Here is a 24,827-nt window from a genome sequence, read left to right on the forward strand (position 1 = left end):
TTTGATTTAAAAAATTCTTTAAACTTTATAACTTGTTTTTTTGTTAAAAAATGGCTGATTAATAAATAAAAATAAAAGACCTCTGAGTGTCATCAGAGGTCTTTTATGGTTTGGATTACCTCATAAAATAGCTGAAATAACTACAGCTTCCCATCAGGTTTTTCGTTGTTTCAGTGTCAGAATACTGTGCTTTCAACTGAGCAAAATAGGTTCTGTATTTTTGATTTTTAAGATGGTCCATTTCCTTTTGGCGGGCATCTTCTTTCTCAGACCATTTAGGATCAGAGTAATCGAAATCTTTTGGAGCCTTCGCTTCGTACTGATAATATTTACCTTGTTCAGCACTTGCCATCTGGAATAAGATTCTTGCTTTTTCTTCCTTATTATTGGAAAGTTTAAGTGCCTTTTGATAATAATTGATTGAAAGATCAAAATTATCAGGTTCAATATAAGAAGTGTCCAGGAAGTTTTTATAATAATACTTATAAGGATTCTTTCTGTCCGTATTCCAGAAATCATACTTGCCTCCATTGCTGTTGTCAATATCCATCACAAACAATTGACGGTAATATCCTAAAATAGAGGTATTGTACAATAGGTTTCCAATAAGCTGATTGGCTTTTGCTGCTTTTTCACCCGTTCCGTTTCCGATTTTTTTAAGCTGAATCAATACATTTGCCAGCTCAAGCTTGTTCATGCTGGTTTTAATGAAAGGGAAATCAGCATAATTTTCAGCTTTCATACTTTCTGTATCCGCACTTCCGAAGCTTTCCCAAACATTATGTCCGAATATAAGGTTTGAAATATTTTTGAATCCATCGTATTCAGTAGGAGTGTATTGTTTGGTTGTAATGGTCTGGCCGTTCTTTTCGGTCCATTCGTAATTCTGTCTTGGGATACCGGCAAAGCTTTTTGCTTTTTCATAATAAGATTTCGCCTTTTCAAAATCAGCCAGTCTCATTGCTCTGTCCCCGTAAATGGTATTGAAGAAGGCATCAATATTACCAACACTATCCATATTTTTAGCAATGATTTGCTGTTCAAACTGGGTTTTATTAGGCTTTCTGTAAAACTCTTCCACACTCTTCACCAGGCCAGAATTCGGGTTGTACTGAAGATCCGAAAGCTTATTGTTCATCAGGAAGGATTTTCCGTCCTCACCCTGAAGGAAATAACGGTTTGCCATAACATCCTTAAGGAAATCGGCAGTAGACGGCACCTCACCATAATAATCAAAATTATCTGTAGTGGCTGTGTCTTTCTCTACCTTTTTCTCAACGAAATATTCAGCATAATCTTTCATCAGATGATCTTCATACTCGGCATCAATTCTCGGCTGAGAAACAATGTCATTCAGAACTTTCATTCTTTTGATTTCTTCCAGATATTCAGGATTCGTTGTTTTTATATCTTCCAGGATTTCTGTACTTCCTTTGTAATCTTTTTTCAGGAATTTCAGATAGGCATCTGCAATCTGCCAATATTCATCCTTAGACTTTTCTTTCGTTTTATCAGTGAACTTTTGAAGGTCATCAAGATAATCCTTCATTTTATCATCATACCCATAGCCGGAAGTAGTATAGAATGGAATTCTGTTTGGATTGTCCAGCAATTCATCGTCACTTTGATCCGTTTTCTTTCCATCGGCAGACTCTTTAGATTTTGACCCGCCGAACAGGTTTTTAAAGAACCTTACGATTTTTTGCCAGAAAGAAAGCTTTTCCTCCTTTACCTCAGTGGTGGTAGTGGCTTTAGTATCTTTTGCAGAAGTATTGTTATCAGCTTTTCCTCTTTGTATATACGGACTATTGGCAGCGTCTGAAGTGTAGTAATAAGTAGGCAGATAGCTTCTTTCCAGTTCATTAATACTTCTTGCAGCCATTACTTTCAGGATTTCAGAATCAGGATTGATTTCATACATCTTTTCCATAGTTGGAATCGGATTGTTGAAGTCTTCATATCCTAAAAGGAAATACGCCATATTCTTTTCTTCGTTCGTATTGGCTCTCTTCATGATATTGCTGAAAGATGCTGTATCAGAAAGCTTCATAGAAACAAATGTAGATTCCTTGCGGTCTTTGCTGTTCATGAATACCTGAAAGAAATTCCAGTTGGCATCACTGTTCATTTCCAATCCTCTCTGTGCTCCGGCTAATTGGTCCAGTGACATGAAATAAACAGTTCCTTTCAATTTGATCGGAGCAACATAAGTTTTAAATGCCTGCACTGCAGAATCATAGTTTCTGGTATAATGATTCAAACGTACAAGTTGATAACCGTAACGTTGCTTGATTTCAGGGTTTCTTGCTGCATTGTACAAAGATGTTAAAGCAGCAATGGTTTTGTTATAATCAAGTGCTGTAGCATTTTTCCTGTTGGCATCTCTGTCGTAATAAAATGAATTCTCATTTTCAACATAATTGATGCTCATATAAGGTTCCAGATACTTGGCTTCGATCAGATAATCAATACCTTCTTTATATTTTTGGTAGAATCCTGTCCCTAGTTTTTGTAGAATAGGATTTGTCGGACTTCCATTCTTTAAGGCATTCAGGTCGTTCATACTCATCTTATACACCAGATTCTGCGTCTCGGTATAGCTAAGCTGATTGTTGAAGAACTTTTTCCATGTTTCAATATTATCATCAGGAATCAATGCAGGATTGTATCCTCCATAAAATCTGCTTGAATAATTGTGCAGAAAAGGAAGATAAGCTTTGTCCTTGATGATGGTTTGTGTAAAAAGGTTGAAGTAATCATAATCAGGATCTGACCACGCACAGGCGTCAGATTTTGTATAGAAAAGTGATACAACCGCAAGTGAAAGAATATACTTTTTCATAGGGTTCGTAGTGTTTTTTTAATTTTGTGTAATAGTTTATGGTTTGGTATAGACAGGCACGTCTCTATCTCCGAGAGATTAAAATTTCCGATCTAACACAAATTTACTATCTAATTGATAATAAATAATATTAAAATGTGGGATTTTTTTCTCTAAAAATGAGATTACCTCCTTAAGCTGTTTTTCAGAGATTTCTTCTGCCTTTACTTTGAAGCCTTTGTTTAAGTAACTTCCAAAATAGAATCCATCTTTCAACACCTGAATTTCGTGTTCGGATATCTTTTTGAAATTTGGATTTTCAAGATATCTTTTGGATAAAGCATTGATCAGTTTATGTTTGCCCAAATGATTGGTGACAATTCCCCAGGAATAAATAGGAAGCGCTACTTCAATTTTTTTGATAGGGTAGTCTTCCATTTTTGAAAGATAGCTTTTTAGGATGTTGATATCCAGAATCGAGTTTTTGTCAGAATTTTCCAGTGGTGATGAAGTGGAGTAGCACATGAGGTATACTTTTTCAACAGGGGGAATTCCGGTCTGTTTTTTATCTTTTACCTGATGAAGACGAAGGGTACAGGTGACTTCCTTTCCGGAGATCTTTTTGAGCTCTTTTAGAAATTTAAAATAGTCATTTCGTGTTCCCGCTGTCCAGTCACAGTCGATCTGAATTTCATTATTGATTTTCAGATGATACTCTTCCGCCTTTTTCTGAATTAAAAGATGAACACTTTCCGCAAGAAATTTGATCTCTTCTGCAGAAATGCCAAGCAAAGTCTGATTGGTAATAAAAACCGTAGGAACAATCTGTTTATCCGTCTGAAAACTCTTGTCTTTTGTGATAACAGCTACCGGCTGAAATTTTCCGTTCACTTTGTCTACATCAAAAAACCTGGTATATAAATAAGGAATGGTTGCCTGGTCTAATGTTTTTTTTTCTTCGTGATCAAGTTTCAGATTGGTTTTCCAGTAATAAAAAGTATAAGGATGATTCTCTTTCTTATTGCATGATACTATAAGAAAGAGAAGAAATGCGAAGAAAATTTTAAAATGTCTCATTGATAAAAATCACTCTTGAAGCCACAATTCATTGTAGCCATATGTTTTTTCAAAAATAACGATATTAAAGCAAAATATAAACCGTAAAATCCCGGTGATTAATTTGACGGATCGCTTTTCACAACAAGAAAGCCGCTCCAATGGAGCGACTCTCTTTATATATACTGTTTTACTACTTGTAAAGTTCACTTTCGCACTTACAGGTTTCCTTATCAATGCTCTCTCTGGAAGAACAGCATCCATCAAGGTGTAGAATATTTCCCCTTTCATCGGTAAGGTAAATTTTGTCTTTGTCGAATTTCACCAAAAATGTCTCCTCATATTCTTTGAAATCTACTTTCATGACTTTATTAGGAGCATATTTTCCGGCATTGATTTCCTCTGTTGTTTCTTTTCCGTCTGCCTGATTCACCTGAACGTATCCAAAATGAACATCACCATTCGCTTTTATATCCAGATAATAGTGGGGAGTACCGGTGCCACTGTATCCTTTCATGATGTCAAAGCTTCTGTGTCCGGTAAAAGGAACCTTTACCTGCTGTGCCAATGTAAAAATACTGATGCACAGGATCATTAAACTGAAAATCTTTTTCATTACTCTTTTTTTCAAAATTAAAGATATTTAAACAAAATATTCTCCGTAAAAACCCGGTTATTGATGGGATTTTTACCATTTTTTAAATTCACATAATCCTTCTTCTTTTTGGGAAGAGCATGTAAGAAAAAACCACCCCAAAAGGAGTGGCTCTTCTATAATTTAGTTTCATTCAGATTAAAAAACGGTTGCAGCAAGCTGAATCCTTGCATACTTATTAGACGGATTCCACATCGCCATCATCGTTACAGGAAGGCTATAGTGATCTGTGATCTTAACTACTTTACCTGCTTTCACCCCTACATTTACAATGTCGAAGCTGTTTTTGCCATTACCATACAAAAAGGTTTTGTCGTTGAGAGCAAATCCGGCTCCTACAAAAGCATCCAGGTTTACTTTCTGTCCGCTGATGACAGGATAGCTTGCCTGAACGTAAGTGGAGTATCTGTTTTTCTTATAACTTCCGTCAGCTTCCAGAATGACTTCTCCCGCATTGGCTCCTCCATACAGCATAATGTCAGCTTCAATATTGATTGGGAATGAAGGCCCGAAAGTATAATTTGTTCTTAAATCAATAATATGAGCCGTTCTTCTCTGTGAATAGCTGAAGATATCATCAGCGGCTACTGCAGTATTGATATTTCTGGAGTTATAAAGATCCCATAATCCAATATAAAAACGACCGTCAGAATACTGAACATAATAATTGATCTCCTTATAATGTGTATTATCCTTATCATCTGCCAATGCAGAAGCTCCCCAAATTCCTACTTTCCATTTTTTCTCTGCATCCAAAGCGTAGGAAAGATTTCCCATTACAACAGGCTTGTCTGTAATAATAAGCCCTCTCCATAAGTGATTATTCTGAATGTTGGCCGTAAAATCAAGTCTGCCTTCTTTGGTTTCCTTTGTTTCACCAGTTTCCTGTGAAAATAACCTTCCTGTGCCTAAAGCAAGAAGAAAGATTCCCTTTAAGATTTTTTTCATCATGTGTTTATTTTAAAAATCCATATATAACTGCTGCGATTATAGCACCTGCGATTGGGCCTATAACAGGAATCCAGGCATATCCCCAATCACTGCTTCCTTTTACAGGTAAGATGGCGTGCATGATTCTTGGGGCAAGGTCTCTTGCGGGGTTAATGGCATATCCTGTTGTTCCTCCTAGTGATAAACCAATTGCCCACACTACAAACGTCACAGGAATAGCCCCGATAGAGCCTAATCCTACCTTAGCGGTTGGGTCTGCCTGTAAAGAAATGCTGGGGCCTGCAAAATAGAAAACACAGAATACCAGTACAAATGTTCCGATAATTTCACTAATGAGGTTAGAGGATGTCTTTCTGATAGCCGGACCAGTACTGAAGCAAGCCAGTTTAGCGCCTTCATCTTCCGTGATCGCAAAATGATCTTTATGGAAAAGCCACACCAGAAATGCTCCCAGCATTCCTCCGATCATTTGGGCTGCGATATAAGAAGGAACGAGATCCCAGGAAAATTTCCCTGCAATGGCCAGTCCAATGGTTACGGCCGGATTCAGATGGGCACCACTTATTGGCCCTGCAACGGTTACTCCCACAAAAACGGCCAATGCCCATGCGGTAGTAATAACGATCCACCCGGAATTATTTCCTTTCGTATCTTTTAAGACAACATTGGCTACAACACCGTTGCCTAACAATATTAGAAGCATCGTCCCGATAACTTCTGCGATAAATGGAGTCATATAAGTTTTTTTTTGATAAGTGAATTAATCTTCTATCCAGCTTTGAGAACGTGATACAGCTCTTCTCCATGAGTGTACCATTTTATCCACATGTTCTTTTTCCAACTGAGGGTGGAAATCTTTGTCAACAATCCATTGAGACTGAATTTCAGCCACATCTTTCCAGTATCCTACAGCAAGGCCGGCCAGGTAAGCTGCTCCTAGTGCTGTTGTTTCAAGTGTTTTAGGTCGTGTGATTTTGAAGCCGAAAAGGTCAGACTGTATCTGCATCAGAAGATCGCTTGCAGAGGCTCCTCCGTCTACTCTTAATTCAAGGCTTGCTCTTCCGGAATCTGCTTCCATTGCTTTTACAATATCATAAACCTGAAATGCAATTCCTTCCAGTGTAGCTCTTGCGATATGGGCATCGGTAGTACCACGGGTGATGCCTACAATAGTTCCGCGGGCATACTGATCCCAATAAGGAGCACCAAGACCCGTTAATGCAGGAACAAAATACACTCCGCCATTATCTTCTACAGAAGCAGCCAACTCATTTACCTGTTCAGATGAATGAATAAGCTTAAGCCCATCTCTTAACCACTGAATGGCTGCACCTCCTACAAATACACTTCCTTCAAGCGCATAATTCACTTCTCCATTGATTTTCCAGGCTACTGTTGTAAGAAGATTGTTTTTAGAAGTAACAGCCTCCGTTCCGGTATTCATTAACAGGAAGCATCCTGTTCCGTAAGTGTTTTTTACCATTCCGGGAGTAGTACACATCTGGCCAAATAAGGCAGCTTGCTGGTCTCCCGCGATTCCTGCAATCGGAATTTTGGTAGAGAACAGGGTAGTGGCAGTTTCACCATATACCTCACTGCTTTGTTTTACTGTAGGCAAAATAGCTTTTGGTATGTTGAATAGTTCTAATAAATCATTATCCCATTCTAAAGTATGGATATTCAGAAGCATTGTTCTGCTGGCATTGGACACGTCTGTGATAAACATTTTCCCACGGGTAAGTTTCCATACAAGCCAGGTATCAACAGTTCCGAAACATAACTTTCCTTCTTCTGCTTTTTGTCTTGCTCCTTCTACATTATCGAGAATCCATTTTAGCTTGGTTGCTGAGAAGTATGCGTCAAGAACAAGTCCTGTTTTTTCTTTGATTGTTTCCGCATGTCCTTGTTCTTTAAGTTCATCACAATACTTTGAAGTTCTGCGGTCCTGCCATACAATTGCGTTGTAGATAGGTTCACCGGTTTCCTTATCCCAAACGATGGTAGTTTCACGTTGATTCGTAATACCGATAGCGGCAACTTCCAGTCCGGAAATACCTGCTTTCGCAATAACTTCTGCAGCTACTGAGATCTGTGAAGACCAGATTTCATTCGGATCATGTTCTACCCAGCCTGGGGTAGGGAATATCTGACTGAAATCTTTCTGAGATACATATTTTATTTCTCCACTGTGATTGAAGAGAATCGCTCTGGAGGAAGTCGTCCCCTGGTCTAGAGCGAGGATAAGCTTTTCATTCATGTATATAGTGCTAATTTAGGTTGATAACTTTAGGTGAATAAGGAGTTAATAAATACCCTCTTGCTAATTCAATGAATTCATTTTCCTGCTGCTGAGCCCATTCTTCAGAATATCCTTTCTCCTCAGCAATGATTCTTGCTACGTTATGAGCGCTGTCTATAGCCGCTCTTGCATCAAGAAACAGTAAACGTACCCTTCTTGCCAGAATATCCTCAATAGTTTCTGCCATCTCTGTTCTTACAGCCCAAACTATTTCTGCTACAGTAAAGGGATGGTCCGGATGAATTTTTTGGGCATAACGAGGATTACTTTCCTGCAGTGCTTTTATAGAAGGGATATCTGATCCGTAAACATACAGGTGATTTGTTCTGTCTACCTGTTCTGGTTTTACATTTCCATGGATGGAAAGATGCTCAGTCTTAGATGGGCTATTTCCCAACCTGTGAACTTTCATAGCTTCGTCTACAGTATCTTCCGCCATTTTACGGTAGGTAGTCCATTTTCCTCCGATAATAGAAACCAGTCCTGTTTCTGAAGTAATCACCTTATGGCTTCGGGAAACTTCTTTTGTACTTTTACTTCCATCTTTAGGAGCGGCAAGAGGACGAAGCCCGGCGAAAACTGATTTTACATCTTCACGGGTTGGTTTTTTAGCTAAATATTGTCTGGCAGTATTTAAAACAAAGTTGATTTCTTCTTCCAGGGCACGAGGCTCAAAACTTTCATCCTTTAAAAGGGTATCTGTAGTTCCTACTAAAGCTCTGTCATGCCATGGAACAACAAATAAAACCCTGCCGTCTGAAGTTTTTGGAATCATGATCGCATCATCACTTTTAAGGAAAGATTTATCCAATACAAGGTGAATTCCCTGGCTTGGTACTACAAGCTTACCATGCTTAGGGTTGTTCATATTAAGGATGTCATTCGTAAAGACACCGGTTGCGTTGATGACCACTTTACCATGAATCTGATATTGCTGTTTAGAAAACTGATCTTCTGCAACAACCCCGATTACTTTATCGGAAGCATCTTTTAGAAGGTTGATGACTTTTACATAATTGACAGCGCTTCCCCCTTTTTCAATAATGGTCTGGGTAAGGTTAATCGCAAGTCTGGCATCGTCAAATTGTCCGTCTTGGTAAACAACACCACTCATCAGGTGATTTTGTTCAATAGTAGGCAGCTTTTCAACAGTTTTTGATTTGCTGATGTATTTTGTTTTTCCCAAACTTAATTTTCCGGCAAGGAAATCATAAACGGAGAGTCCTATTTTATAGTAGATTCCTCCCCACCATGTATAGTTCGGAATAATGAAAGACTGATTTTTTACGATATGTGCTGCATTTTTTGCCAGAAGTCCTCTTTCTTTCAATGCTTCTTTTACCAATCCGACATCTCCCTGGGCAAGATATCTAACTCCGCCGTGTACCAATTTGGTACTTCTGCTGGATGTTGCTTTTGCAAAATCATGAGATTCAATCAATAAAGTTTTGAATCCTCTGCTTACTGCGTCTAATGCTGAACCTAAACCACTGGCTCCTCCTCCTATGACAATAAAGTCCCATTCTTTTACATTGGTTAACTTACTGAGTTCTTCGTTTCGTTTCATAAATGTTTCGTTTATGTTTCGTTTTCAAATATATAAATTAAAAATGAAAGCAAAAAGAAAATAAATGAAATTTTAAGAAGTGAAAAAAAAACGGTATTTTTGATGAAACGAATAAAATGGAAAAGCTAATACCAAGACAGGATGAAATATTGAAAGAGCTTGATGAAAAAGGACACGTTCTCGTTCAGGATCTGTGTGAAAAACTCAATGTTTCCTCGGTTACGATCCGAAAGGATTTGAACTATCTTGAAAGTCTGGGGCTTCTTTTCAGAAATCATGGAGGGGCAAGTAAGCAGGTAAGGTATGCTTACGAAAAAAATGTTGTAGAAAAAGAAAACATCAATGTAGAGGCGAAGCAGTCTATTGCAAGGGCGGCTTTGTCATTGATTCAGGAAAATGACTGTATCATCTTAGCATCCGGAACTACTATGCATTATCTTGCCAGGATGCTGATGAATTTTGGTCCGCTTACAGTATTGACGTCTTCTTTGAGGGTAGCCATTGAGCTTTGCAATAATCCTAATATTAATATTATACAGTTGGGCGGTGAAGTGCGGAAAAGTTCTACATCTATAGTAGGTTCTATTTCTGAAGGTATCCTTAAGCAGTTTTCATGTAATAAACTCTTTCTGGGAGTGGATGGTATTGATCCGGAATTCGGAATCAGTACTTCCAATGCTGCAGAAGCTCATCTGAACCAGATTATGATGGAGTGTGCAGATCAAACAGTGATTCTTGCAGATTCTTCAAAACTGAATAAGAAAGGATTTGGGAAAATCGCAGCTTTGGATCAGGTGGATTATCTGATTACTGACAGCTGTATTTCTGCGGAAGACAGAGCTGGACTGGAAGAAGTTGGAGTAACTGTTATTGCTCAATAAGGTCTTCATTCTAATTTCTTTTCTAAAATCAAAATAAATCTTTGAGAAAGTTTGTTCTGACTTTTTTCAAAATCATCTAATTGATTAAAAATCAAAATATTTTACTCAAAATATTTGTCAGTTATAAAATAATTCATAAATTTGCACACTCATTTTAGGAGCGTAGTATGCCTATATCAAAAGTAGAAATTACTTCAGACTTCCGAAAAATGGTGATAAATAAAGGATAAATTTTATTATAATATAAACAATGTCAGGTATTATTGGTAAAAAAATCGGTATGACGTCTTTGTTTAACGAAGAAGGGAAAAACATTCCTTGTACAGTTATTCAAGCTGGTCCATGCTCGATTTTACAGGTCAGAACCTTAGAAAAAGACGGTTATACAGCTGTTCAGTTAGGTTTCGATGACAAGAGTGAGAAGAACGTTGGTAAAGCGTTAGCTGGTCATTTTAAAAAGGCTGGTTCTGCTCCTAAAGCTAAATTAGTAGAATTCCATGATGGATTTACTGAGGCAAAAGTAGGAGAGGTGGTAAGTGTTGATCTATTCATCGAAGGTGAATATGTAGATGTAACAGGAACTTCAAAAGGTAAAGGCTTCCAGGGTGTTGTTAAAAGACACGGATTTGGAGGTGTAATGCAGGCAACTCATGGTCAGCACAACAGACTTAGAGCTCCAGGTTCTATCGGTGCTGGTTCAGACCCTTCAAGAGTATTCAAAGGGATGAGAATGGCTGGAAGAATGGGAGGTGAGCAGGTAACTGTTCAAAACCTTCAAGTGTTAAAAGTTGATCAAGAACAAAATCTTTTAGTAGTAAAAGGTGCTGTTCCGGGAGCTAAAAATTCTTATGTAATTATCAGAAAATGGAACTAGTAGTATTAAATACATCAGGAAAAGAGACCGGAAGAAAAGTAACTCTAGACGAAACAGTATTCGGAATTGAGCCAAATCAGCACGCGGTTTACTTAGAAGTTAAACAGTACCTTGCAGCACAAAGACAAGGAACTCATAAAGCAAAAGAAAGAAGCGAAATTACTGCTTCTACTAAAAAGCTTAAGAAGCAAAAAGGATCTGGATCTGCTAGATACGGGGATATCAAATCTCCAACTTTCAGAGGTGGAGGTAGAGTATTCGGACCAAAACCAAGAGACTACAGATTCAAATTGAACAAAGCTCTTAAGAGATTAGCTAAAAAATCTGTTTTATCTCAGAAAATGAGAGACAACAGCATTAAAGTTTTAGAAGATGTGAGCTTTGCTGCTCCTAAGACTAAAGATTTCATCAATGTATTAAACGCATTGGAACTTAACGGTAAAAAATCTTTATTCGTTCTTCCTGAAGCTAACAAGAATGTGTATTTATCTTCAAGAAACTTACCTAAAACTAAAGTAATGAACTTCAACGAGATCAGTTCTTACGATTTAGTAAATGCAGGTGAGATTATTTTCTTCGAAGGTGCAGTTGAAAAATTCCAGGAAAATTTAAAGAAATAAGTCATGTCTATTATTATTAAACCAGTTATTTCAGAAAAGGCTAATTACCTTACAGATTTAAGAGGTTCTTATTCTTTCTTAGTTGATCCTAAGGCGAATAAAATCCAGATTAAAAAAGCTGTTGAAGCAGCTTACGGTGTAAAAGTAGCAGACGTTAACACAATGATTTATGCTCCGAAGGTTTCTTCAAAGTACACTAAAAAAGGTCTTCAAGTAGGAAAGACAAACAAATTGAAAAAAGCGGTAATCAAACTTGCTGAAGGTGAGGTTATCGATATTTTTGCTGTAAATTAATTATTAATTATAAATAATAGTAATGTCTGTTAGAAAATTAAAACCTATCACCCCGGGACAGAGATTCAGAATTGTAAACAATTTTGAGGAAATTACTACCAACAAACCAGAGAAGTCTCTAACAGTTGGTATTAAAAAGTCAGGTGGACGTAACCAAACAGGTAAAATGACCATGCGTTACACCGGAGGTGGACACAAAAAGAAATACAGAATTATTGACTTCAAAAGAAACAAAGCAAACGTTGAAGCAACTGTAAAATCTGTAGAATACGATCCAAACAGAACTGCATTTATCGCTTTATTAGAGTACGCAGACGGAGAGAAGAGATATATCATCGCTCCAAACGGTATCAAAGTTGATCAGAAAGTAATTTCTGGAGAAAGCGTAGAGCCAAATGTAGGAAACGCAATGAAGTTGAAAAACATTCCTTTAGGTACTGTTATTTCTTGTGTTGAAATGAAACCTGGTCAAGGTGCAATTTTAGCAAGAAGTGCTGGTTCTTCAGCTCAATTGACTTCAAGAGACGGAAAATATGCAATCATCAAATTGCCTTCAGGAGAATCAAGAATGATCCTTACTGAGTGTTATGCAATGATTGGATCTGTTTCTAACTCTGACCACCAATTAACTGTATCAGGTAAGGCTGGTAGAAGCAGATGGTTAGGTAGAAGACCAAGAACAAGAGCTGTTGTAATGAACCCGGTTGATCACCCAATGGGAGGTGGTGAAGGACGTTCTTCTGGAGGTCACCCAAGATCTAGAAACGGTAAACCAGCTAAAGGTTACAAAACTAGAAAGAAAAACAAAGTGTCTAACCGTTACATCGTATCTAAAAGAAAATAATTATGGCAAGATCACTTAAAAAAGGACCGTTCATTCATCATACTTTAGATAAGAAGGTTCAGGCAAATATAGAAGCTAACAAGAAAACTGTTATCAAAACTTGGTCTAGAGCATCAATGATCTCTCCAGACTTCGTAGGACAAACTATTGCAGTACACAACGGGAAATCTTTTATCCCAGTTTATGTTACAGAAAACATGGTTGGTCACAAGCTAGGCGAATTTTCTCCAACAAGATCTTTCAGAGGTCATGGTGGTAACAAAAACAAAGGAAGCAGATAATCATGGGATCAAGAAAAAGAGAAAGTGCATTAGCACGTAAATTGACAAACCAAGACGTAGTAAAAGCAATACACAATGATTGCCCATCTTCTCCAAGAAAAATGAGATTAGTAGCTGATATCATTAGAGGAGAGCAGGTAGACAAAGCTTTATACATTCTAAAATATTCTAAAAAAGACGCATCTAACAAGTTAGAAAAAGTATTGCTTTCAGCAATGGCTAACTGGCAGACTAAAAACGAAGGTGCTGATATTGAAGAAGCAAATCTTATCGTTAAAGAAATTTTTGTAGACAGTGCTAGACAATTGAAGAGACTAAGACCAGCTCCACAAGGTAGAGGGTACAGAATCAGAAAAAGATCAAACCACATTACATTAATCTTAGGTAAAAAAGAAAATTAATCAAGGTATGGGACAGAAGACAAATCCAATTGGTAATAGATTAGGTATCATCAGAGGATGGGATTCTAACTGGTTTGGTGGAAACGATTATGGAGACAGAATCGCTGAAGACTACAAAATCAGAAGATACCTTGAGGCTAGATTATCTAAAGGTGGTATTTCAAAAATTTATATCGAAAGAACACTTAAATTAGTAACAGTTACAATCACTACTGCTAGACCGGGACTTATCATCGGTAAAGGAGGTCAGGAAGTTGATAAATTGAAAGAAGAATTGAAGAAACTTACAGGTAAGGATATTCAAATCAACATCTTCGAAATCAAAAGACCTGAATTAGATGCTGTATTAGTTGCTGATAGTATTTCTAAGCAAATTGAAAACAGAATTTCTTACAGAAGAGCTGTTAAAATGGCAATGGCAAGTACTATGAGAATGGGTGCTGAAGGTATCAAAGTTCAAATCTCTGGTAGATTGAACGGAGCTGAAATGGCAAGATCAGAATCTTTCAAAGAAGGAAGAATTCCATTGTCAACTTTCAGAGCTGATATTGATTACCACTGGGCAGAAGCTCACACTACTTACGGTAGACTAGGAGTAAAAGTTTGGATCATGAAAGGTGAAGTTTACGGTAAAAGAGAACTTTCTCCACTAGTGGGACAACAGAAAAAAGGAGGTCAGTCAGACAGAGGAAACAGAGGAGGAGACAGAGACAACAGAAGACCTAGAAAAAACAACAACAATAACAATAATAATTAAAATTTTAGATTAGAAATTTTGAATTTTAAATTACCGTTACTTTTTTAAAATTAAAAAAAATCTAAAATCTAAAATCTAAAATCTAAAATTTAGAAATTATGTTACAACCAAAAAGAACCAAATTCCGTAGAGTTCACAAGATGAAGATGAAGGGGAATGCCCAAAGAGGTAGTCAACTTGCTTACGGAACTTTTGGGATCAAAGCAACGGAAGGAGCTTGGATCACTGCAAGACAGATTGAAGCAGCTCGTATCGCTGCGACAAGATATATGAAGAGAGAAGGTCAACTATGGATCAAAATCTTCCCAGACAAGCCAATTACTAAAAAACCAGCGGAAGTACGTATGGGTAAAGGTAAGGGTGCTGTTGAATATTGGGTAGCTGTAGTAAAACCAGGTAAAATTATGTTCGAAATCGGAGGTGTACCTTACGATATCGCTAAGGAAGCTTTAAGACTTGCTGCACAAAAATTACCAGTAGTTACTAAATTCATCGTTGCTAACGATTTTGTTAAACCTCTATAATCTTTGAATACAATGAAAAATGCTGATATTAAAAATTTAAGCGCGGGTGATATTCAAGCTCAATTAACTGAAGCAAAAGCTCAATATTCTAAATTGAAATTAGCTCATGCAATCAGCCCAATTGAAAACCCGATTCAAATCAGAGATTTGAGAAAAACAATCGCAAGACTAAACACTGAGTTAACTAACAAACAATAATTTCATTTTACAATGGATAGAAATTTAAGAAAAGAAAGAATCGGAGTGGTTTCCAGCAATAAAATGGAAAAAACTATTGTTGTTAGTGAAACTACAAGAGTAAAGCACCCGATGTACGGTAAATTCGTTTTGAAAACGAAAAAATATACTGCACACGACGAGAACAACGAATGCACAGAAGGTGATACAGTTTTGATCCAAGAAACTAGACCTTTGAGCAAGAGCAAGAGATGGAGATTAGTAAGAATCATTGAAAAAGCTAAGTAATAATGTTACAAACAGAATCAAGATTAAAAGTTGCTGATAACACAGGTGCTAAAGAAGTACTAGTTATTAGAGTTCTGGGAGGAACCAGAAGAAGATATGCTTCAGTTGGTGATAAAATCGTTGTTACTATCAAGGATTCTACACCATCAGGAAACGCTAAAAAAGGTCAGGTATCTAAAGCTGTAGTAGTAAGAACTAAAAAAGCAGTAAGAAGAAAAGATGGTTCATACATCAAATTCGACGACAATGCTTGTGTATTACTAAACGCAGCGGGAGAAATGAGAGGAACACGTGTTTTCGGACCTGTTGCTCGTGAGTTGAGAGACAAAGAATATATGAAAATCATTTCATTAGCTCCTGAAGTACTTTAATTTTTAAAATTTTTAAAAGAAATGTCAAAGTTAAAAATAAAAAGAGGAGATAACGTAATCATTACTACTGGTAAGAAAGATATCAAAGGTAAGACTGGTGAAGTTATTGAAGTGATCAAGAAAGAAGGAAAAGACCCTAGAGTAATTGTTGCAGGACTTAACATCGTTAAAAAACACGTTAAGCCTTCAGCTTCAAATCCACAAGGAGGAATTACTGAAAAGGAAGCTTCTATTCATATCTCAAACGTAGCTTTAGTTGGTAAAGACGGAAAAGCTATCAAAATCGGTTACAAAATCGAAGGAGATAAGAAAGTGAGAGTTAACAAAAAAACGGGTGAAACTTTATAATTTGAATTAACATGGAATTTATAGCAAGACCCAAAAAAATATACAAAGAGCAAATTGTTCCTGCAATGATGGAAGAATTTGGGTACAAGTCAATCATGCAAGTACCTAGATTAGAGAAAATTGTTGTATCACAAGGTTTAGGAGACGCTACTGCAGATAAGAAAATTATCGATTATGCTGTAGAAGAACTTACAAACATTACAGGTCAGAAAGCAGTAGGTACAATCTCTAAGAAAGATGAAGCTGCATTCAAACTAAGAAAAGGAATGCCTGTAGGAGCAAAAGTAACATTGAGAGCTCAGAGAATGTATGAGTTCTTAGACAGACTTACTTCTTCTGCTTTACCACGTATCAGAGATTTCTCTGGTATCAAGGCAGATGGTTTCGATGGTAGAGGTAACTACAACTTAGGTATTACTGAGCAAATTATCTTCCCTGAGATCGTAATTGACAAAGTGAAAAAAATCCAAGGGATGGACATCACTTTCGTAACTACTGCGAAAACAGATAAAGAAGCTAAAGCATTATTAACTCACTTCGGTTTACCATTTAAAAAGAACTAAGAAATGGCTAAAGAATCAATGAAAGCGCGTGAGCGCAAAAGAGAAGCACTAGTTGCTAAATACGCTGCTAAAAGACAAGCTCTTAAAGAAGCTGGTGATTACGAAGGACTTCAAAAATTGCCTAAAAATGCTTCTCCTGTAAGATTACACAACAGATGTAAACTAACAGGTAGACCAAGAGGATACATGAGAACGTTTGGTATTTCCAGAGTAACTTTCAGAGAAATGGCAAACAACGGTCTTATCCCAGGTGTAAGAAAAGCTAGTTGGTAATAATTACTAATTAAAAATCGGGACAATTAAGTTGTCAAGATACTAAAGAATAAAATATCAGACTGAAGTTTTCTGAAGTCTGATATTTTTCTCTTCAAGTCTTTTCAATACTGATTGTTCTTTAACCAATAATTTATAAAAGAAAAATGGTAACAGATCCAATTTCAGATTTCCTAACAAGAGTAAGGAACGCACAAAGCGCAGGCCACAAAGTGGTGGAAATTCCTGCATCGAAAATCAAAAAGGAGATTACTAAGATCCTATTTGATCAAGGGTATATCTTAAACTTCAAGTTTGAAGATAACGCTGTTCAAGGAGTGATCAAAATCGCTTTAAAGTACGATAAGCAAACTAACAAACCTGCTATTAAGTCTATTCAAAGAGCTTCTAGACCAGGTTTGAGACAGTACAAAGGTTCTACTGAACTTCCAAGAGTACTAAATGGTTTGGGTATTTCTATCATCTCTACTTCTAAAGGAGTAATGACTGACAAGAAAGCTAGAGAAGAGAAAGTAGGCGGTGAAGTAATCTGCTATGTTTATTAATTTTTAATCAGAGGAAAATGTCAAGAATTGGTAAAGCAATTATAACAATTCCAGCTGGAGTTACAATCACTGAAAACAACGGTGTAGTAACTGTAAAAGGAGCGAAAGGAGAACTTTCTCAGGAGCTTACAGCAGGAATTACTGTAGAACAAAAAGATGGTGAACTGAATGTAAACAGACCATCTGATTCTAAACAACACAAAGCGCTTCACGGTTTATACAGAGCGTTAATCAACAACATGATTGTTGGTGTAAGTGCAGGTTTCGAAAAGAAACTAGAACTAGTAGGGGTAGGATACAGAGCATCACACGCAGGTCAAAAACTTGAGTTAGCTCTAGGATTCTCTCACGGTATCGTATTAGAACTTCCAGGTGAAGTAAAAGTTGATACATTGACTGAAAAAGGTAAAAACCCAATTATTACTTTAACGTCTCACGACAACCAACTTCTAGGAATGGTAGCTGCAAAGATCCGTTCTTTCAGAAAGCCTGAGCCATACAAAGGAAAAGGTGTAAGATTCGTAGGAGAAATTGTTAGACGTAAAGCTGGTAAATCTGCTTAATAAATTATAAGTATTATGGCATTAAGTAAATTAGAAAAAAGAATAAGAATCAAAAGAAGAGTAAGAGGGAAAATCTCTGGATCTTCTGAATTGCCAAGATTATCTGTATACAAAAGTAATAAGGAAATTTACGCTCAGTTAATCGACGATAAAAATGGTAAAACTTTAGCATCAGCTTCTTCTAGAGAAAAAGGTGTAGACGCTAAAGGTACTAAGACTGAAGTTTCTGCTGCTGTTGGTAAAGCTATCGCTGCTAAAGCTATCGCTGCAGGAATCGAAAGTATTGTATTTGACAGAAACGGTTTCGTATATCACGGTAGAGTAAAAGCTCTAGCTGATGGTGCGAGAGAAGGTGGACTTAAATTCTAATCATTAAATTTCGGAAAATATGTTAGGACTAGATAATATAGAAAGAGTAAAACCGGGAGGATTAGAATTAAAAGATCGTCTCGTAGCTGTTAACAGAGTAACAAAAGTAACTAAAGGAGGTAGAGCTTTCGGATTTTCTGCTATTGTTGTAGTAGGTAATGAAGAAGGTATCATCGGTTTCGGTTTAGGAAAATCTAAAGAGGTTGCTTCTGCAATTGCTAAAGCAGTTGAAGACGCTAAGAAAAACCTTGTGAAAGTTCCTGTAATGAACCATACTATTCCTCACCAAACTACTGCTAGATACGGTGGTGCAGATATCTTCTTAAGACCTGCTTCTCACGGTACAGGACTTATCGCCGGTGGTGCGGTAAGAGCGGTATTGGAATCTGCTGGTATTCACGATATCCTTTCAAAATCTAAAGGATCTTCTAACCCTCACAACGTGGTGAAAGCTACTTTCAAAGCGTTATTGGATATCAGAAGACCTGAAGAGATCGCTAGAATGAGAGGAGTTTCTCTAAGTAAAGTGTTTAACGGTTAATAATTAAAACAATGGCAACAATTAAAGTAAAGCAAGTAAGAAGCGCTATTGGTAGAACAAAAACCCAAAAGAGAACGCTTGAAGCATTAGGATTAAAAAAACTTCACCAAGTGGTAGAACACGAAGCTACTCCTTCTATCTTAGGAATGATAGCTGCTGTAGGTCACTTACTAGAAGTTCAAAAATAATTTTATAAAAGAGAAATTAAAATGAATTTAAATAATATACAACCTGCTGCAGGATCTACTTTCAACTCAAAAAGAATTGGTAGAGGTCAAGGTAGTGGAAAAGGAGGTACTTCAACAAAAGGACACAAAGGTCAGAAAGCTAGAGCTGGTTATTCTCAGAAAATCGGTTTCGAAGGTGGACAGATGCCTTTACAAAGAAGATTACCTAAATTCGGTTTCAAAAACGTAAATAGAAAAGAGTTTAGAGGAATTAACCTTGATACTATTCAAACTTTAATCGAGAACAAATCCATCACTGGAGATATCACGAAAGAAGTTTTAGTAGCAAACGGGATAGTTTCTAAAAACGAATTAGTGAAAATTATGGGTAGAGGAGAATTGAAATCTGCGGTTTCAATCTCTGCTGACAAATTCACTAAATCTGCTGAAGAGCTTATTGCTAAGGCAGGTGGAAAAGCAATTACCTTATAATACTTACTAATGAAAGAATTTATACAAACACTTAAAAATATATGGAGCCTAAAGGAGTTAAGAGATAAAATTCTCTTTACGTTAGGTATTATCCTTGTGTATAGATTCGCATCTTATATCTCGCTTCCGGCAATTAACCTTGCAGAGGTGGGAGATCTCTTAGAGCATTATAAAAATCAAGGCGGTAACAAGCAAGGAGCAGGTCTCCTTGGCTTGCTTTCGTCGTTTACGGGGGGAGCTTTCAGCCATGCTTCCGTAATGGCGTTGGGTATCATGCCTTATATTTCTGCTTCTATTATTGTTCAGTTGATGGGAATGGCTATTCCTTATCTTCAGAAGCTTCAGAAAGATGGAGAGTCAGGTAGAAATACATTGAACCAAATTACAAGATGGTTAACAATTGGAGTTTGTCTGGTACAGGCACCTTCTTATTTAACTTCTATTACTCAATTATTCTTACCGTATGCTCAGTTCCAATCTGCATATTTTGTAGAGCCAAATTCTATCATGTTCTGGTTGCCAAGTATTGTAATCTTGGTTGCTGGTTCAGTATTCGCAATGTGGTTAGGTGAAAAGATTACTGACAAAGGAATCGGAAATGGTATTTCCATCCTTATTATGGTTGGGATCCTTTCAAGATTACCTGAAGCATTCGTACAGGAAATGGCCGTGCAGAACGGAAAAGGAGGAATGGGATCTATCATGATCCTTATTGAAGTATTATTCTGGATGGTAGTTGTTCTTCTGGCCGTGATTTTATCTGTGGCTGTTAGAAAAATTCCAATTCAGTATGTAAGCAGAGCTCAAGCAAGAGGAGGTGTAAACAAGAATCTTATGCAGGGCGCAAGACAATGGATTCCATTGAAAGTAAATGCTGCTGGTGTAATGCCGATTATCTTTGCTCAGGCATTGATGTTCGTACCAGGATTATTGACAAAATTCGATGAGTCTAACACTTTTCTTGCAGGTTTCAAGAATGTTTTTAGCTGGCAGTACAATGTATTGTTTGCGCTATTAATTATTATCTTCTCGTTTTTCTATACTGCAATTACAATTCCGGTAAACCAGATGGCTGATGATTTGAAGAGAAATGGAGGTTTAGTACCGAAAGTAAGACCAGGGAAAGAGACAGCAGATTACTTAGATGATATTTTATCAAAAATTACCTTGCCAGGTGCAATTTTTTTATCTATCTTTGCAGTCCTTCCGGCAATTGTGCATGGAAGCTTTGTTCAGACAGATGCGTTTGCCCTATTTTTCGGGGGAACGTCACTATTAATTATGGTGGGTGTAATTTTAGATACTGTTCAACAGATTAATACATATCTGCTGAATCATCATTATGATGGCTTAATGCAGTCTAAACTGTCTAGAACGACTGGATATTAATTTATGGCAAAACAAAAACATATTGAACAAGACGGCGTTATAACGGAAGCACTTTCGAACGCTCAGTTCCGTGTAGAACTTGAAAATGGGCATATCCTTATTGCTCATATTTCAGGTAAAATGCGAATGCACTATATTAAACTTTTACCTGGTGATAAGGTAAAACTAGAAATGTCTCCCTATGATTTAACAAAAGGGAGGATCACATTTAGATATTAAAACAATTAGCCAAATGGAATACACTTTCCATTTGGCATTTGTAAAAAATAAATACTATCAAAATGAAAGTAAGAGCATCAATTAAAAAAAGAAGCGCTGATTGCAAAATCGTACGCAGAAAAGGTGTACTGTTCGTAATCAACAAGAAGAACCCAAAATTTAAACAAAGACAAGGCTAACATTAAATTATGGCGAGAATTGCAGGTATTGATTTACCAAAAAACAAAAGAGGTGTTATCGGTTTAACTTACATCTATGGAGTAGGAAGAAGTACTTCTTCTGAAATCCTTAAAGCTGCCGGTATCAGCGAAGACAAGAAAGTCAACGAATGGAATGACGATGAATTGGCTGCAATCAGAACATATATCTCTGAAAACGTTAAAGTAGAAGGAGAATTAAGATCTGAAGTGCAATTGAACATCAAGAGATTGATGGACATAGGATGCCAACGAGGAATACGTCACAGACTAGGATTACCTTTAAGAGGCCAGAGAACGAAAAACAACTCTAGAACCCGTAAAGGAAAGAGAAAAACAGTTGCTAACAAGAAAAAGGCAAGTAAATAATCGTTAGGAATTATGGCAAAACAAAGTAAAGTAGTTAAAAAAAGAAAAGTAAAAGTTGAAGCTATTGGTGAAGCACATATTCAAGCTTCTTTCAATAACATCATCATTTCTTTAACAAATAAAAGTGGAGAGGTTATCTCTTGGGCATCTGCCGGTAAAATGGGATTCAGAGGTTCTAAAAAGAACACTCCTTTTGCTGCTCAAATGGCAGCTGAAAATTGCTCTGCTGTAGCTCATGAAGCTGGATTAAGAAGAGTAAAGGTGTTTGTGAAAGGTCCAGGTGCAGGTAGAGAATCTGCAATCAGATCTATTCACAATTCAGGAATTGAAGTTAGCGAAATCATTGATGTGACTCCAATGCCACACAATGGATGTAGACCACCAAAAAGAAGAAGAGTTTAATTTTTAGAATTTACCCATTATGGCAAGATATATTGGACCTAAAACTAAGATTGCTAGAAAGTTTGGTGCTGCAATCTACGGAGATGATAAAAACTTCGAAAAAAGAAAGAACCAACCGCCAGGACAACACGGTCCTAACAAAAGAAGAGGTGCTAAAAAATCAGAATATGCAGTTCAGTTAGCTGAAAAACAAAAAGCTAAATATACTTACGGTATTTTAGAAAGACAGTTTGCTAACTTATTTGAAAAAGCACACAGAAGCAAAGGTGTAACAGGTGAAGTTTTATTACAACTTTGTGAATCAAGATTGGATAACGTAGTGTACAGATTAGGTTTTGCTAAAACTAGATCTGGTGCAAGACAATTAGTTTCTCACAGACACATCACTGTGAACGGAGAAATTCTTAATATCCCTTCTTACTTGGTAAAAGCTGGTGATGTAATCACTGTAAGAGAAAAGTCTAAGTCTCTTGAAGTTGTTACCAATGCATTGGCTTCTAAGTCAAACTATGAGTGGTTACAATTCAACGATGAGAAGAAAGAAGGTACTTTCATTTCTGCTCCAGAAAGAATCCAGATTCCGGAGGACATCAAGGAGAACCTTATCGTGGAACTTTACTCTAAATAATTTTTTAATCAAATTTTTGCTCAACCCAATAATATGGCAATTTTACAATTCATAAAACCCGATAAAGTAATTTTACTTAACTCTGATGAATTTAAAGGTCAATTCGAATTCAGACCTTTAGAACCAGGTTTCGGGCTTACAATCGGTAATGCTTTGAGAAGAGTGTTGCTTTCTTCTCTGGAAGGATACGCTATTTCATCTATCAAAATAGAAGGTGTAGAGCACGAATTTTCAACTATTCCAGGAGTAATCGAAGATGTTACCGAAATTATTCTTAACCTTAAACAAGTAAGATTAAAAGCTGCAGCAGAAGGCCAGGCGAACGAGCAGGTTGTTGCTAAAGTTTCAGGTCAAACGGTTATTACTGCTGGTGATTTAGGTAAGTCTATCAACGGATTTGAGGTTTTAAACCCGGATCTAGTGATTTGCAACCTGAACAGTGATGTAACTTTCGAAATTACTTTCAATATTGAAAAAGGTAGAGGGTATGTGCCTTCTGAACAAAATAAGTCAAACAATGCTCCTGTAGGAACTATTGCTATCGACTCTATTTTTACGCCGATCAAGAAAGTACAATATAGCATTGAAAATTATCGTGTAGAGCAAAAAACAGACTACGAAAAACTTGTACTAGATATAGAAACTGACGGGTCTATCAGCCCTCAGAATGCTTTAACTGAAGCTTCTAAGATATTAATTTATCACTTCATGCTATTCTCTGATGAGAGAATCACGCTTGAAACTGAAGCTGTAAAAGCATCTATCCAGTACGATGAGGAAACTCTTCACACAAGACAACTTCTTAAGTCTAAATTAGCAGATATGGATCTTTCTGTAAGAGCCCTTAACTGTCTAAAAGCAGCTGAAGTAGAAACTCTTGGAGAATTGGTTTCTTACAGTAAGTCTGATTTGATGAAATTCAGAAATTTTGGTAAAAAATCTTTGACAGAACTAGAAGAATTAGTGCATTCAAAAGGTCTTAACTTCGGTTTCGACGTTGCAAAATATAAGTTAGACGCTGATAAATAATTAATAATGAGACACGGTAAAAAATTCAATCACTTAGGAAGAACAGCTTCTCACAGAAGTGCTTTACTTTCTAATATGGCTTGTTCTCTAATTGAGCATAAAAGAATCAACACTACTGTAGCTAAAGCTAAAGCTTTAAGAGTATATGTTGAGCCTCTATTAACAAAAGCAAAAGAAGATACTACACACAACAGAAGAGTAGTATTCTCTTACCTTCAAAATAAATTTGCGGTTGCTGAATTATTCAGAACTGTAGCTCCTAAAATCGCTGAAAGAAACGGTGGTTATACAAGAATCATTAAGACAGGTTTCAGACCAGGTGATGCTGCTGATATGGCTCTTATCGAATTAGTAGATTTCAACGAGCTTTACAACCCTAATGCTGAAGAGAAAAAAGCTACAAGAAGAAGCAGAAGATCAACTGCTGCACCTAAAAAAGCTGAGGCTGTAGTAGCTGAAGCACCTGCAGTAGAAGAGAAAGTAGAAGAAGCTAAAGCTGATACTACTGAAGAAAAAACTGAAGAATAATATTCATTCAGATATATAAAAAAACCATCCGGATTCCGGATGGTTTTTTTATTTTCTTCAATACAGTTGCAAAATAAAATGTCCCTCTATATTGAGGGACATTGCTATTTTAGATCTTTGTTCTTTTCAATTCAATAATATTATTGCCCTGCTCAAGGTGAAGGCTGTCTCCTTTTACCCTTGCGGTCATATCATCTTTCTTGTAAATCGTTTCATCACCTTTGGTTTCTGTTTTAGGTAATGTAAAAGTTTTCTTGTTGCTGGTAATGGCTACTGTACTTTCTTTCGGATCGTTTTTGAATACAACTTTCACTAAGGTTCCGTCTGTGGCTTTATAAACAAAATCTGTTTTTTCAATTTTCTTTCCGTTTATATCTACCGTTGATGAACTTTGTGTTACCGAATCTATTTTTCCGTTGTTGTCTGTAACTACAGTTTCTGAGCTATCTGTTTTGATAATGCTTTTGTTTCCACTCTCATTTTTTTTACAGCTGATAACTGTTAGTGCAAGTACAGCACCTAGTGCTAAAAGACTTTTTTTCAT

General features: G+C 36.8%; 37 protein-coding genes. 29 read left to right on the plus strand and 8 right to left on the minus strand.

Annotated elements, in window-relative coordinates; translation table 11 throughout:
* Positions 1-115: 115 nt before the first annotated feature.
* The 7 genes from DYR29_RS17515 to DYR29_RS17545 all read right to left on the minus strand — a co-directional run bounded on the left by DYR29_RS17515 (position 116) and on the right by DYR29_RS17545 (position 9,349).
* Positions 116-2,842, minus strand: a complete 2,727-nt coding sequence (locus DYR29_RS17515; protein ID WP_213277880.1) for a hypothetical protein — start codon at positions 2,840-2,842, stop codon at positions 116-118.
* 78 nt (positions 2,843-2,920) lie between these two features.
* Complete coding sequence (locus tag DYR29_RS17520) at positions 2,921-3,898, minus strand: hypothetical protein (RefSeq protein ID WP_213277881.1); 978 nt, start codon at positions 3,896-3,898, stop codon at positions 2,921-2,923.
* A gap of 172 nt (positions 3,899-4,070) precedes the next feature.
* Positions 4,071-4,493 carry a hypothetical protein gene (locus DYR29_RS17525; protein ID WP_213277882.1) on the minus strand — a complete coding sequence of 141 codons (423 nt, stop codon included), beginning with the start codon at positions 4,491-4,493 and terminating at the stop codon, positions 4,071-4,073.
* 177 nt (positions 4,494-4,670) lie between these two features.
* Positions 4,671-5,483 carry a hypothetical protein gene (locus DYR29_RS17530; RefSeq protein WP_374200530.1) on the minus strand — a complete coding sequence of 271 codons (813 nt, stop codon included), beginning with the start codon at positions 5,481-5,483 and terminating at the stop codon, positions 4,671-4,673.
* A gap of 4 nt (positions 5,484-5,487) precedes the next feature.
* On the minus strand, positions 5,488-6,219 hold the full coding sequence (locus DYR29_RS17535) for an MIP/aquaporin family protein (protein ID WP_213277884.1): 732 nt from the start codon (positions 6,217-6,219) through the stop codon (positions 5,488-5,490).
* A 24-nt stretch (positions 6,220-6,243) separates the two neighbouring features.
* Positions 6,244-7,740 (minus strand): glycerol kinase GlpK, encoded by a 1,497-nt coding sequence (glpK, locus tag DYR29_RS17540; protein ID WP_213277885.1) that lies wholly within the window; start codon positions 7,738-7,740, stop codon positions 6,244-6,246.
* 10 nt (positions 7,741-7,750) lie between these two features.
* Positions 7,751-9,349, minus strand: coding sequence for a glycerol-3-phosphate dehydrogenase/oxidase (locus DYR29_RS17545; protein ID WP_213277886.1), 1,599 nt, complete (start codon positions 9,347-9,349; stop codon positions 7,751-7,753).
* Positions 9,350-9,465: 116 nt separating this feature from the next.
* Here DYR29_RS17545 and DYR29_RS17550 point away from each other — a divergent pair, with 116 nt between their 5' ends.
* The 29 genes from DYR29_RS17550 (at position 9,466) to rplQ (ending at position 24,283) form a co-directional block, all read left to right on the plus strand.
* Positions 9,466-10,230 (plus strand): DeoR/GlpR family DNA-binding transcription regulator, encoded by a 765-nt coding sequence (locus tag DYR29_RS17550; protein WP_213277887.1) that lies wholly within the window; start codon positions 9,466-9,468, stop codon positions 10,228-10,230.
* 250 nt (positions 10,231-10,480) lie between these two features.
* Positions 10,481-11,104, plus strand: a complete 624-nt coding sequence (rplC, locus tag DYR29_RS17555; RefSeq protein ID WP_047422405.1) for a 50S ribosomal protein L3 — start codon at positions 10,481-10,483, stop codon at positions 11,102-11,104.
* Positions 11,095-11,724: a 50S ribosomal protein L4 gene (rplD, locus tag DYR29_RS17560; RefSeq protein WP_047422406.1), complete on the plus strand. Its 630-nt coding sequence runs from the start codon at positions 11,095-11,097 to the stop codon at positions 11,722-11,724. Before rplC ends, rplD begins: the two co-directional genes overlap by 10 nt.
* A 3-nt stretch (positions 11,725-11,727) precedes the next feature.
* Positions 11,728-12,018: a 50S ribosomal protein L23 gene (rplW, locus tag DYR29_RS17565; protein ID WP_047376571.1), complete on the plus strand. Its 291-nt coding sequence runs from the start codon at positions 11,728-11,730 to the stop codon at positions 12,016-12,018.
* A gap of 22 nt (positions 12,019-12,040) precedes the next feature.
* Complete coding sequence (gene rplB / locus DYR29_RS17570) at positions 12,041-12,862, plus strand: 50S ribosomal protein L2 (protein WP_047422407.1); 822 nt, start codon at positions 12,041-12,043, stop codon at positions 12,860-12,862.
* Between the two features lie 2 nt (positions 12,863-12,864).
* Positions 12,865-13,143 carry a 30S ribosomal protein S19 gene (gene rpsS / locus DYR29_RS17575; RefSeq protein WP_034678015.1) on the plus strand — a complete coding sequence of 93 codons (279 nt, stop codon included), beginning with the start codon at positions 12,865-12,867 and terminating at the stop codon, positions 13,141-13,143.
* Positions 13,144-13,145: 2 nt separating this feature from the next.
* Positions 13,146-13,544, plus strand: coding sequence for a 50S ribosomal protein L22 (gene rplV / locus DYR29_RS17580; protein WP_034694674.1), 399 nt, complete (start codon positions 13,146-13,148; stop codon positions 13,542-13,544).
* Between the two features lie 7 nt (positions 13,545-13,551).
* Complete coding sequence (gene rpsC, locus DYR29_RS17585; protein WP_034694675.1) at positions 13,552-14,301, plus strand: 30S ribosomal protein S3; 750 nt, start codon at positions 13,552-13,554, stop codon at positions 14,299-14,301.
* A 98-nt stretch (positions 14,302-14,399) separates the two neighbouring features.
* A complete protein-coding gene (gene rplP, locus DYR29_RS17590) occupies positions 14,400-14,825 on the plus strand; it encodes a 50S ribosomal protein L16 (protein ID WP_029297776.1) in 426 nt (141 codons plus the stop codon).
* A 12-nt stretch (positions 14,826-14,837) separates the two neighbouring features.
* Entirely contained in the window at positions 14,838-15,023 is a 186-nt protein-coding gene (gene rpmC / locus DYR29_RS17595) for a 50S ribosomal protein L29 (RefSeq protein WP_034694678.1), read from the plus strand.
* Positions 15,024-15,035: 12 nt separating this feature from the next.
* Positions 15,036-15,290 (plus strand): 30S ribosomal protein S17, encoded by a 255-nt coding sequence (gene rpsQ, locus DYR29_RS17600; RefSeq protein WP_027371715.1) that lies wholly within the window; start codon positions 15,036-15,038, stop codon positions 15,288-15,290.
* Between the two features lie 2 nt (positions 15,291-15,292).
* Positions 15,293-15,661, plus strand: coding sequence for a 50S ribosomal protein L14 (rplN, locus tag DYR29_RS17605; RefSeq protein WP_002983226.1), 369 nt, complete (start codon positions 15,293-15,295; stop codon positions 15,659-15,661).
* A gap of 21 nt (positions 15,662-15,682) precedes the next feature.
* Entirely contained in the window at positions 15,683-16,009 is a 327-nt protein-coding gene (gene rplX / locus DYR29_RS17610) for a 50S ribosomal protein L24 (protein ID WP_047376572.1), read from the plus strand.
* Between the two features lie 11 nt (positions 16,010-16,020).
* Positions 16,021-16,572 (plus strand): 50S ribosomal protein L5, encoded by a 552-nt coding sequence (gene rplE, locus DYR29_RS17615; RefSeq protein ID WP_047422408.1) that lies wholly within the window; start codon positions 16,021-16,023, stop codon positions 16,570-16,572.
* Positions 16,573-16,575: 3 nt separating this feature from the next.
* Positions 16,576-16,845, plus strand: a complete 270-nt coding sequence (gene rpsN, locus DYR29_RS17620) for a 30S ribosomal protein S14 (protein ID WP_002983233.1) — start codon at positions 16,576-16,578, stop codon at positions 16,843-16,845.
* Positions 16,846-16,991: 146 nt separating this feature from the next.
* A complete protein-coding gene (gene rpsH, locus DYR29_RS17625; protein WP_047376575.1) occupies positions 16,992-17,390 on the plus strand; it encodes a 30S ribosomal protein S8 in 399 nt (132 codons plus the stop codon).
* Between the two features lie 17 nt (positions 17,391-17,407).
* The gene (gene rplF / locus DYR29_RS17630; protein WP_213277888.1) at positions 17,408-17,953 is read left to right on the plus strand and encodes a 50S ribosomal protein L6; all 546 of its coding nucleotides are present in this window, start codon (positions 17,408-17,410) and stop codon (positions 17,951-17,953) included.
* Between the two features lie 15 nt (positions 17,954-17,968).
* Positions 17,969-18,322 carry a 50S ribosomal protein L18 gene (gene rplR, locus DYR29_RS17635; protein WP_034694689.1) on the plus strand — a complete coding sequence of 118 codons (354 nt, stop codon included), beginning with the start codon at positions 17,969-17,971 and terminating at the stop codon, positions 18,320-18,322.
* Between the two features lie 19 nt (positions 18,323-18,341).
* Positions 18,342-18,863 (plus strand): 30S ribosomal protein S5, encoded by a 522-nt coding sequence (gene rpsE / locus DYR29_RS17640; protein ID WP_045491132.1) that lies wholly within the window; start codon positions 18,342-18,344, stop codon positions 18,861-18,863.
* 11 nt (positions 18,864-18,874) lie between these two features.
* Positions 18,875-19,051 (plus strand): 50S ribosomal protein L30, encoded by a 177-nt coding sequence (gene rpmD / locus DYR29_RS17645; RefSeq protein ID WP_027371710.1) that lies wholly within the window; start codon positions 18,875-18,877, stop codon positions 19,049-19,051.
* A gap of 21 nt (positions 19,052-19,072) precedes the next feature.
* Complete coding sequence (rplO, locus tag DYR29_RS17650; RefSeq protein ID WP_047376579.1) at positions 19,073-19,522, plus strand: 50S ribosomal protein L15; 450 nt, start codon at positions 19,073-19,075, stop codon at positions 19,520-19,522.
* A 9-nt stretch (positions 19,523-19,531) separates the two neighbouring features.
* Positions 19,532-20,911: a preprotein translocase subunit SecY gene (gene secY, locus DYR29_RS17655; protein ID WP_047376580.1), complete on the plus strand. Its 1,380-nt coding sequence runs from the start codon at positions 19,532-19,534 to the stop codon at positions 20,909-20,911.
* A gap of 3 nt (positions 20,912-20,914) precedes the next feature.
* Positions 20,915-21,130, plus strand: coding sequence for a translation initiation factor IF-1 (gene infA, locus DYR29_RS17660; RefSeq protein ID WP_034684855.1), 216 nt, complete (start codon positions 20,915-20,917; stop codon positions 21,128-21,130).
* Between the two features lie 62 nt (positions 21,131-21,192).
* Positions 21,193-21,309, plus strand: coding sequence for a 50S ribosomal protein L36 (gene rpmJ / locus DYR29_RS17665; protein ID WP_007839480.1), 117 nt, complete (start codon positions 21,193-21,195; stop codon positions 21,307-21,309).
* A gap of 9 nt (positions 21,310-21,318) precedes the next feature.
* Positions 21,319-21,696: a 30S ribosomal protein S13 gene (rpsM, locus tag DYR29_RS17670; RefSeq protein WP_002983260.1), complete on the plus strand. Its 378-nt coding sequence runs from the start codon at positions 21,319-21,321 to the stop codon at positions 21,694-21,696.
* A 12-nt stretch (positions 21,697-21,708) separates the two neighbouring features.
* Positions 21,709-22,098 (plus strand): 30S ribosomal protein S11, encoded by a 390-nt coding sequence (rpsK, locus tag DYR29_RS17675; RefSeq protein ID WP_047376581.1) that lies wholly within the window; start codon positions 21,709-21,711, stop codon positions 22,096-22,098.
* Between the two features lie 19 nt (positions 22,099-22,117).
* Complete coding sequence (gene rpsD / locus DYR29_RS17680; RefSeq protein ID WP_047096812.1) at positions 22,118-22,726, plus strand: 30S ribosomal protein S4; 609 nt, start codon at positions 22,118-22,120, stop codon at positions 22,724-22,726.
* 33 nt (positions 22,727-22,759) lie between these two features.
* Positions 22,760-23,755: a DNA-directed RNA polymerase subunit alpha gene (locus tag DYR29_RS17685; RefSeq protein ID WP_047376582.1), complete on the plus strand. Its 996-nt coding sequence runs from the start codon at positions 22,760-22,762 to the stop codon at positions 23,753-23,755.
* A 6-nt stretch (positions 23,756-23,761) separates the two neighbouring features.
* Positions 23,762-24,283 carry a 50S ribosomal protein L17 gene (gene rplQ / locus DYR29_RS17690; protein WP_047422412.1) on the plus strand — a complete coding sequence of 174 codons (522 nt, stop codon included), beginning with the start codon at positions 23,762-23,764 and terminating at the stop codon, positions 24,281-24,283.
* A 109-nt stretch (positions 24,284-24,392) separates the two neighbouring features.
* Here rplQ and DYR29_RS17695 read toward each other — a convergent pair whose 3' ends face one another.
* Positions 24,393-24,827 (minus strand): hypothetical protein, encoded by a 435-nt coding sequence (locus DYR29_RS17695; protein WP_213277889.1) that lies wholly within the window; start codon positions 24,825-24,827, stop codon positions 24,393-24,395.

The sequence above is a fragment of the Chryseobacterium indologenes genome (genome assembly GCF_018362995.1).
GTDB classification, from domain to species: Bacteria; Bacteroidota; Bacteroidia; order Flavobacteriales; family Weeksellaceae; genus Chryseobacterium; species Chryseobacterium indologenes_G.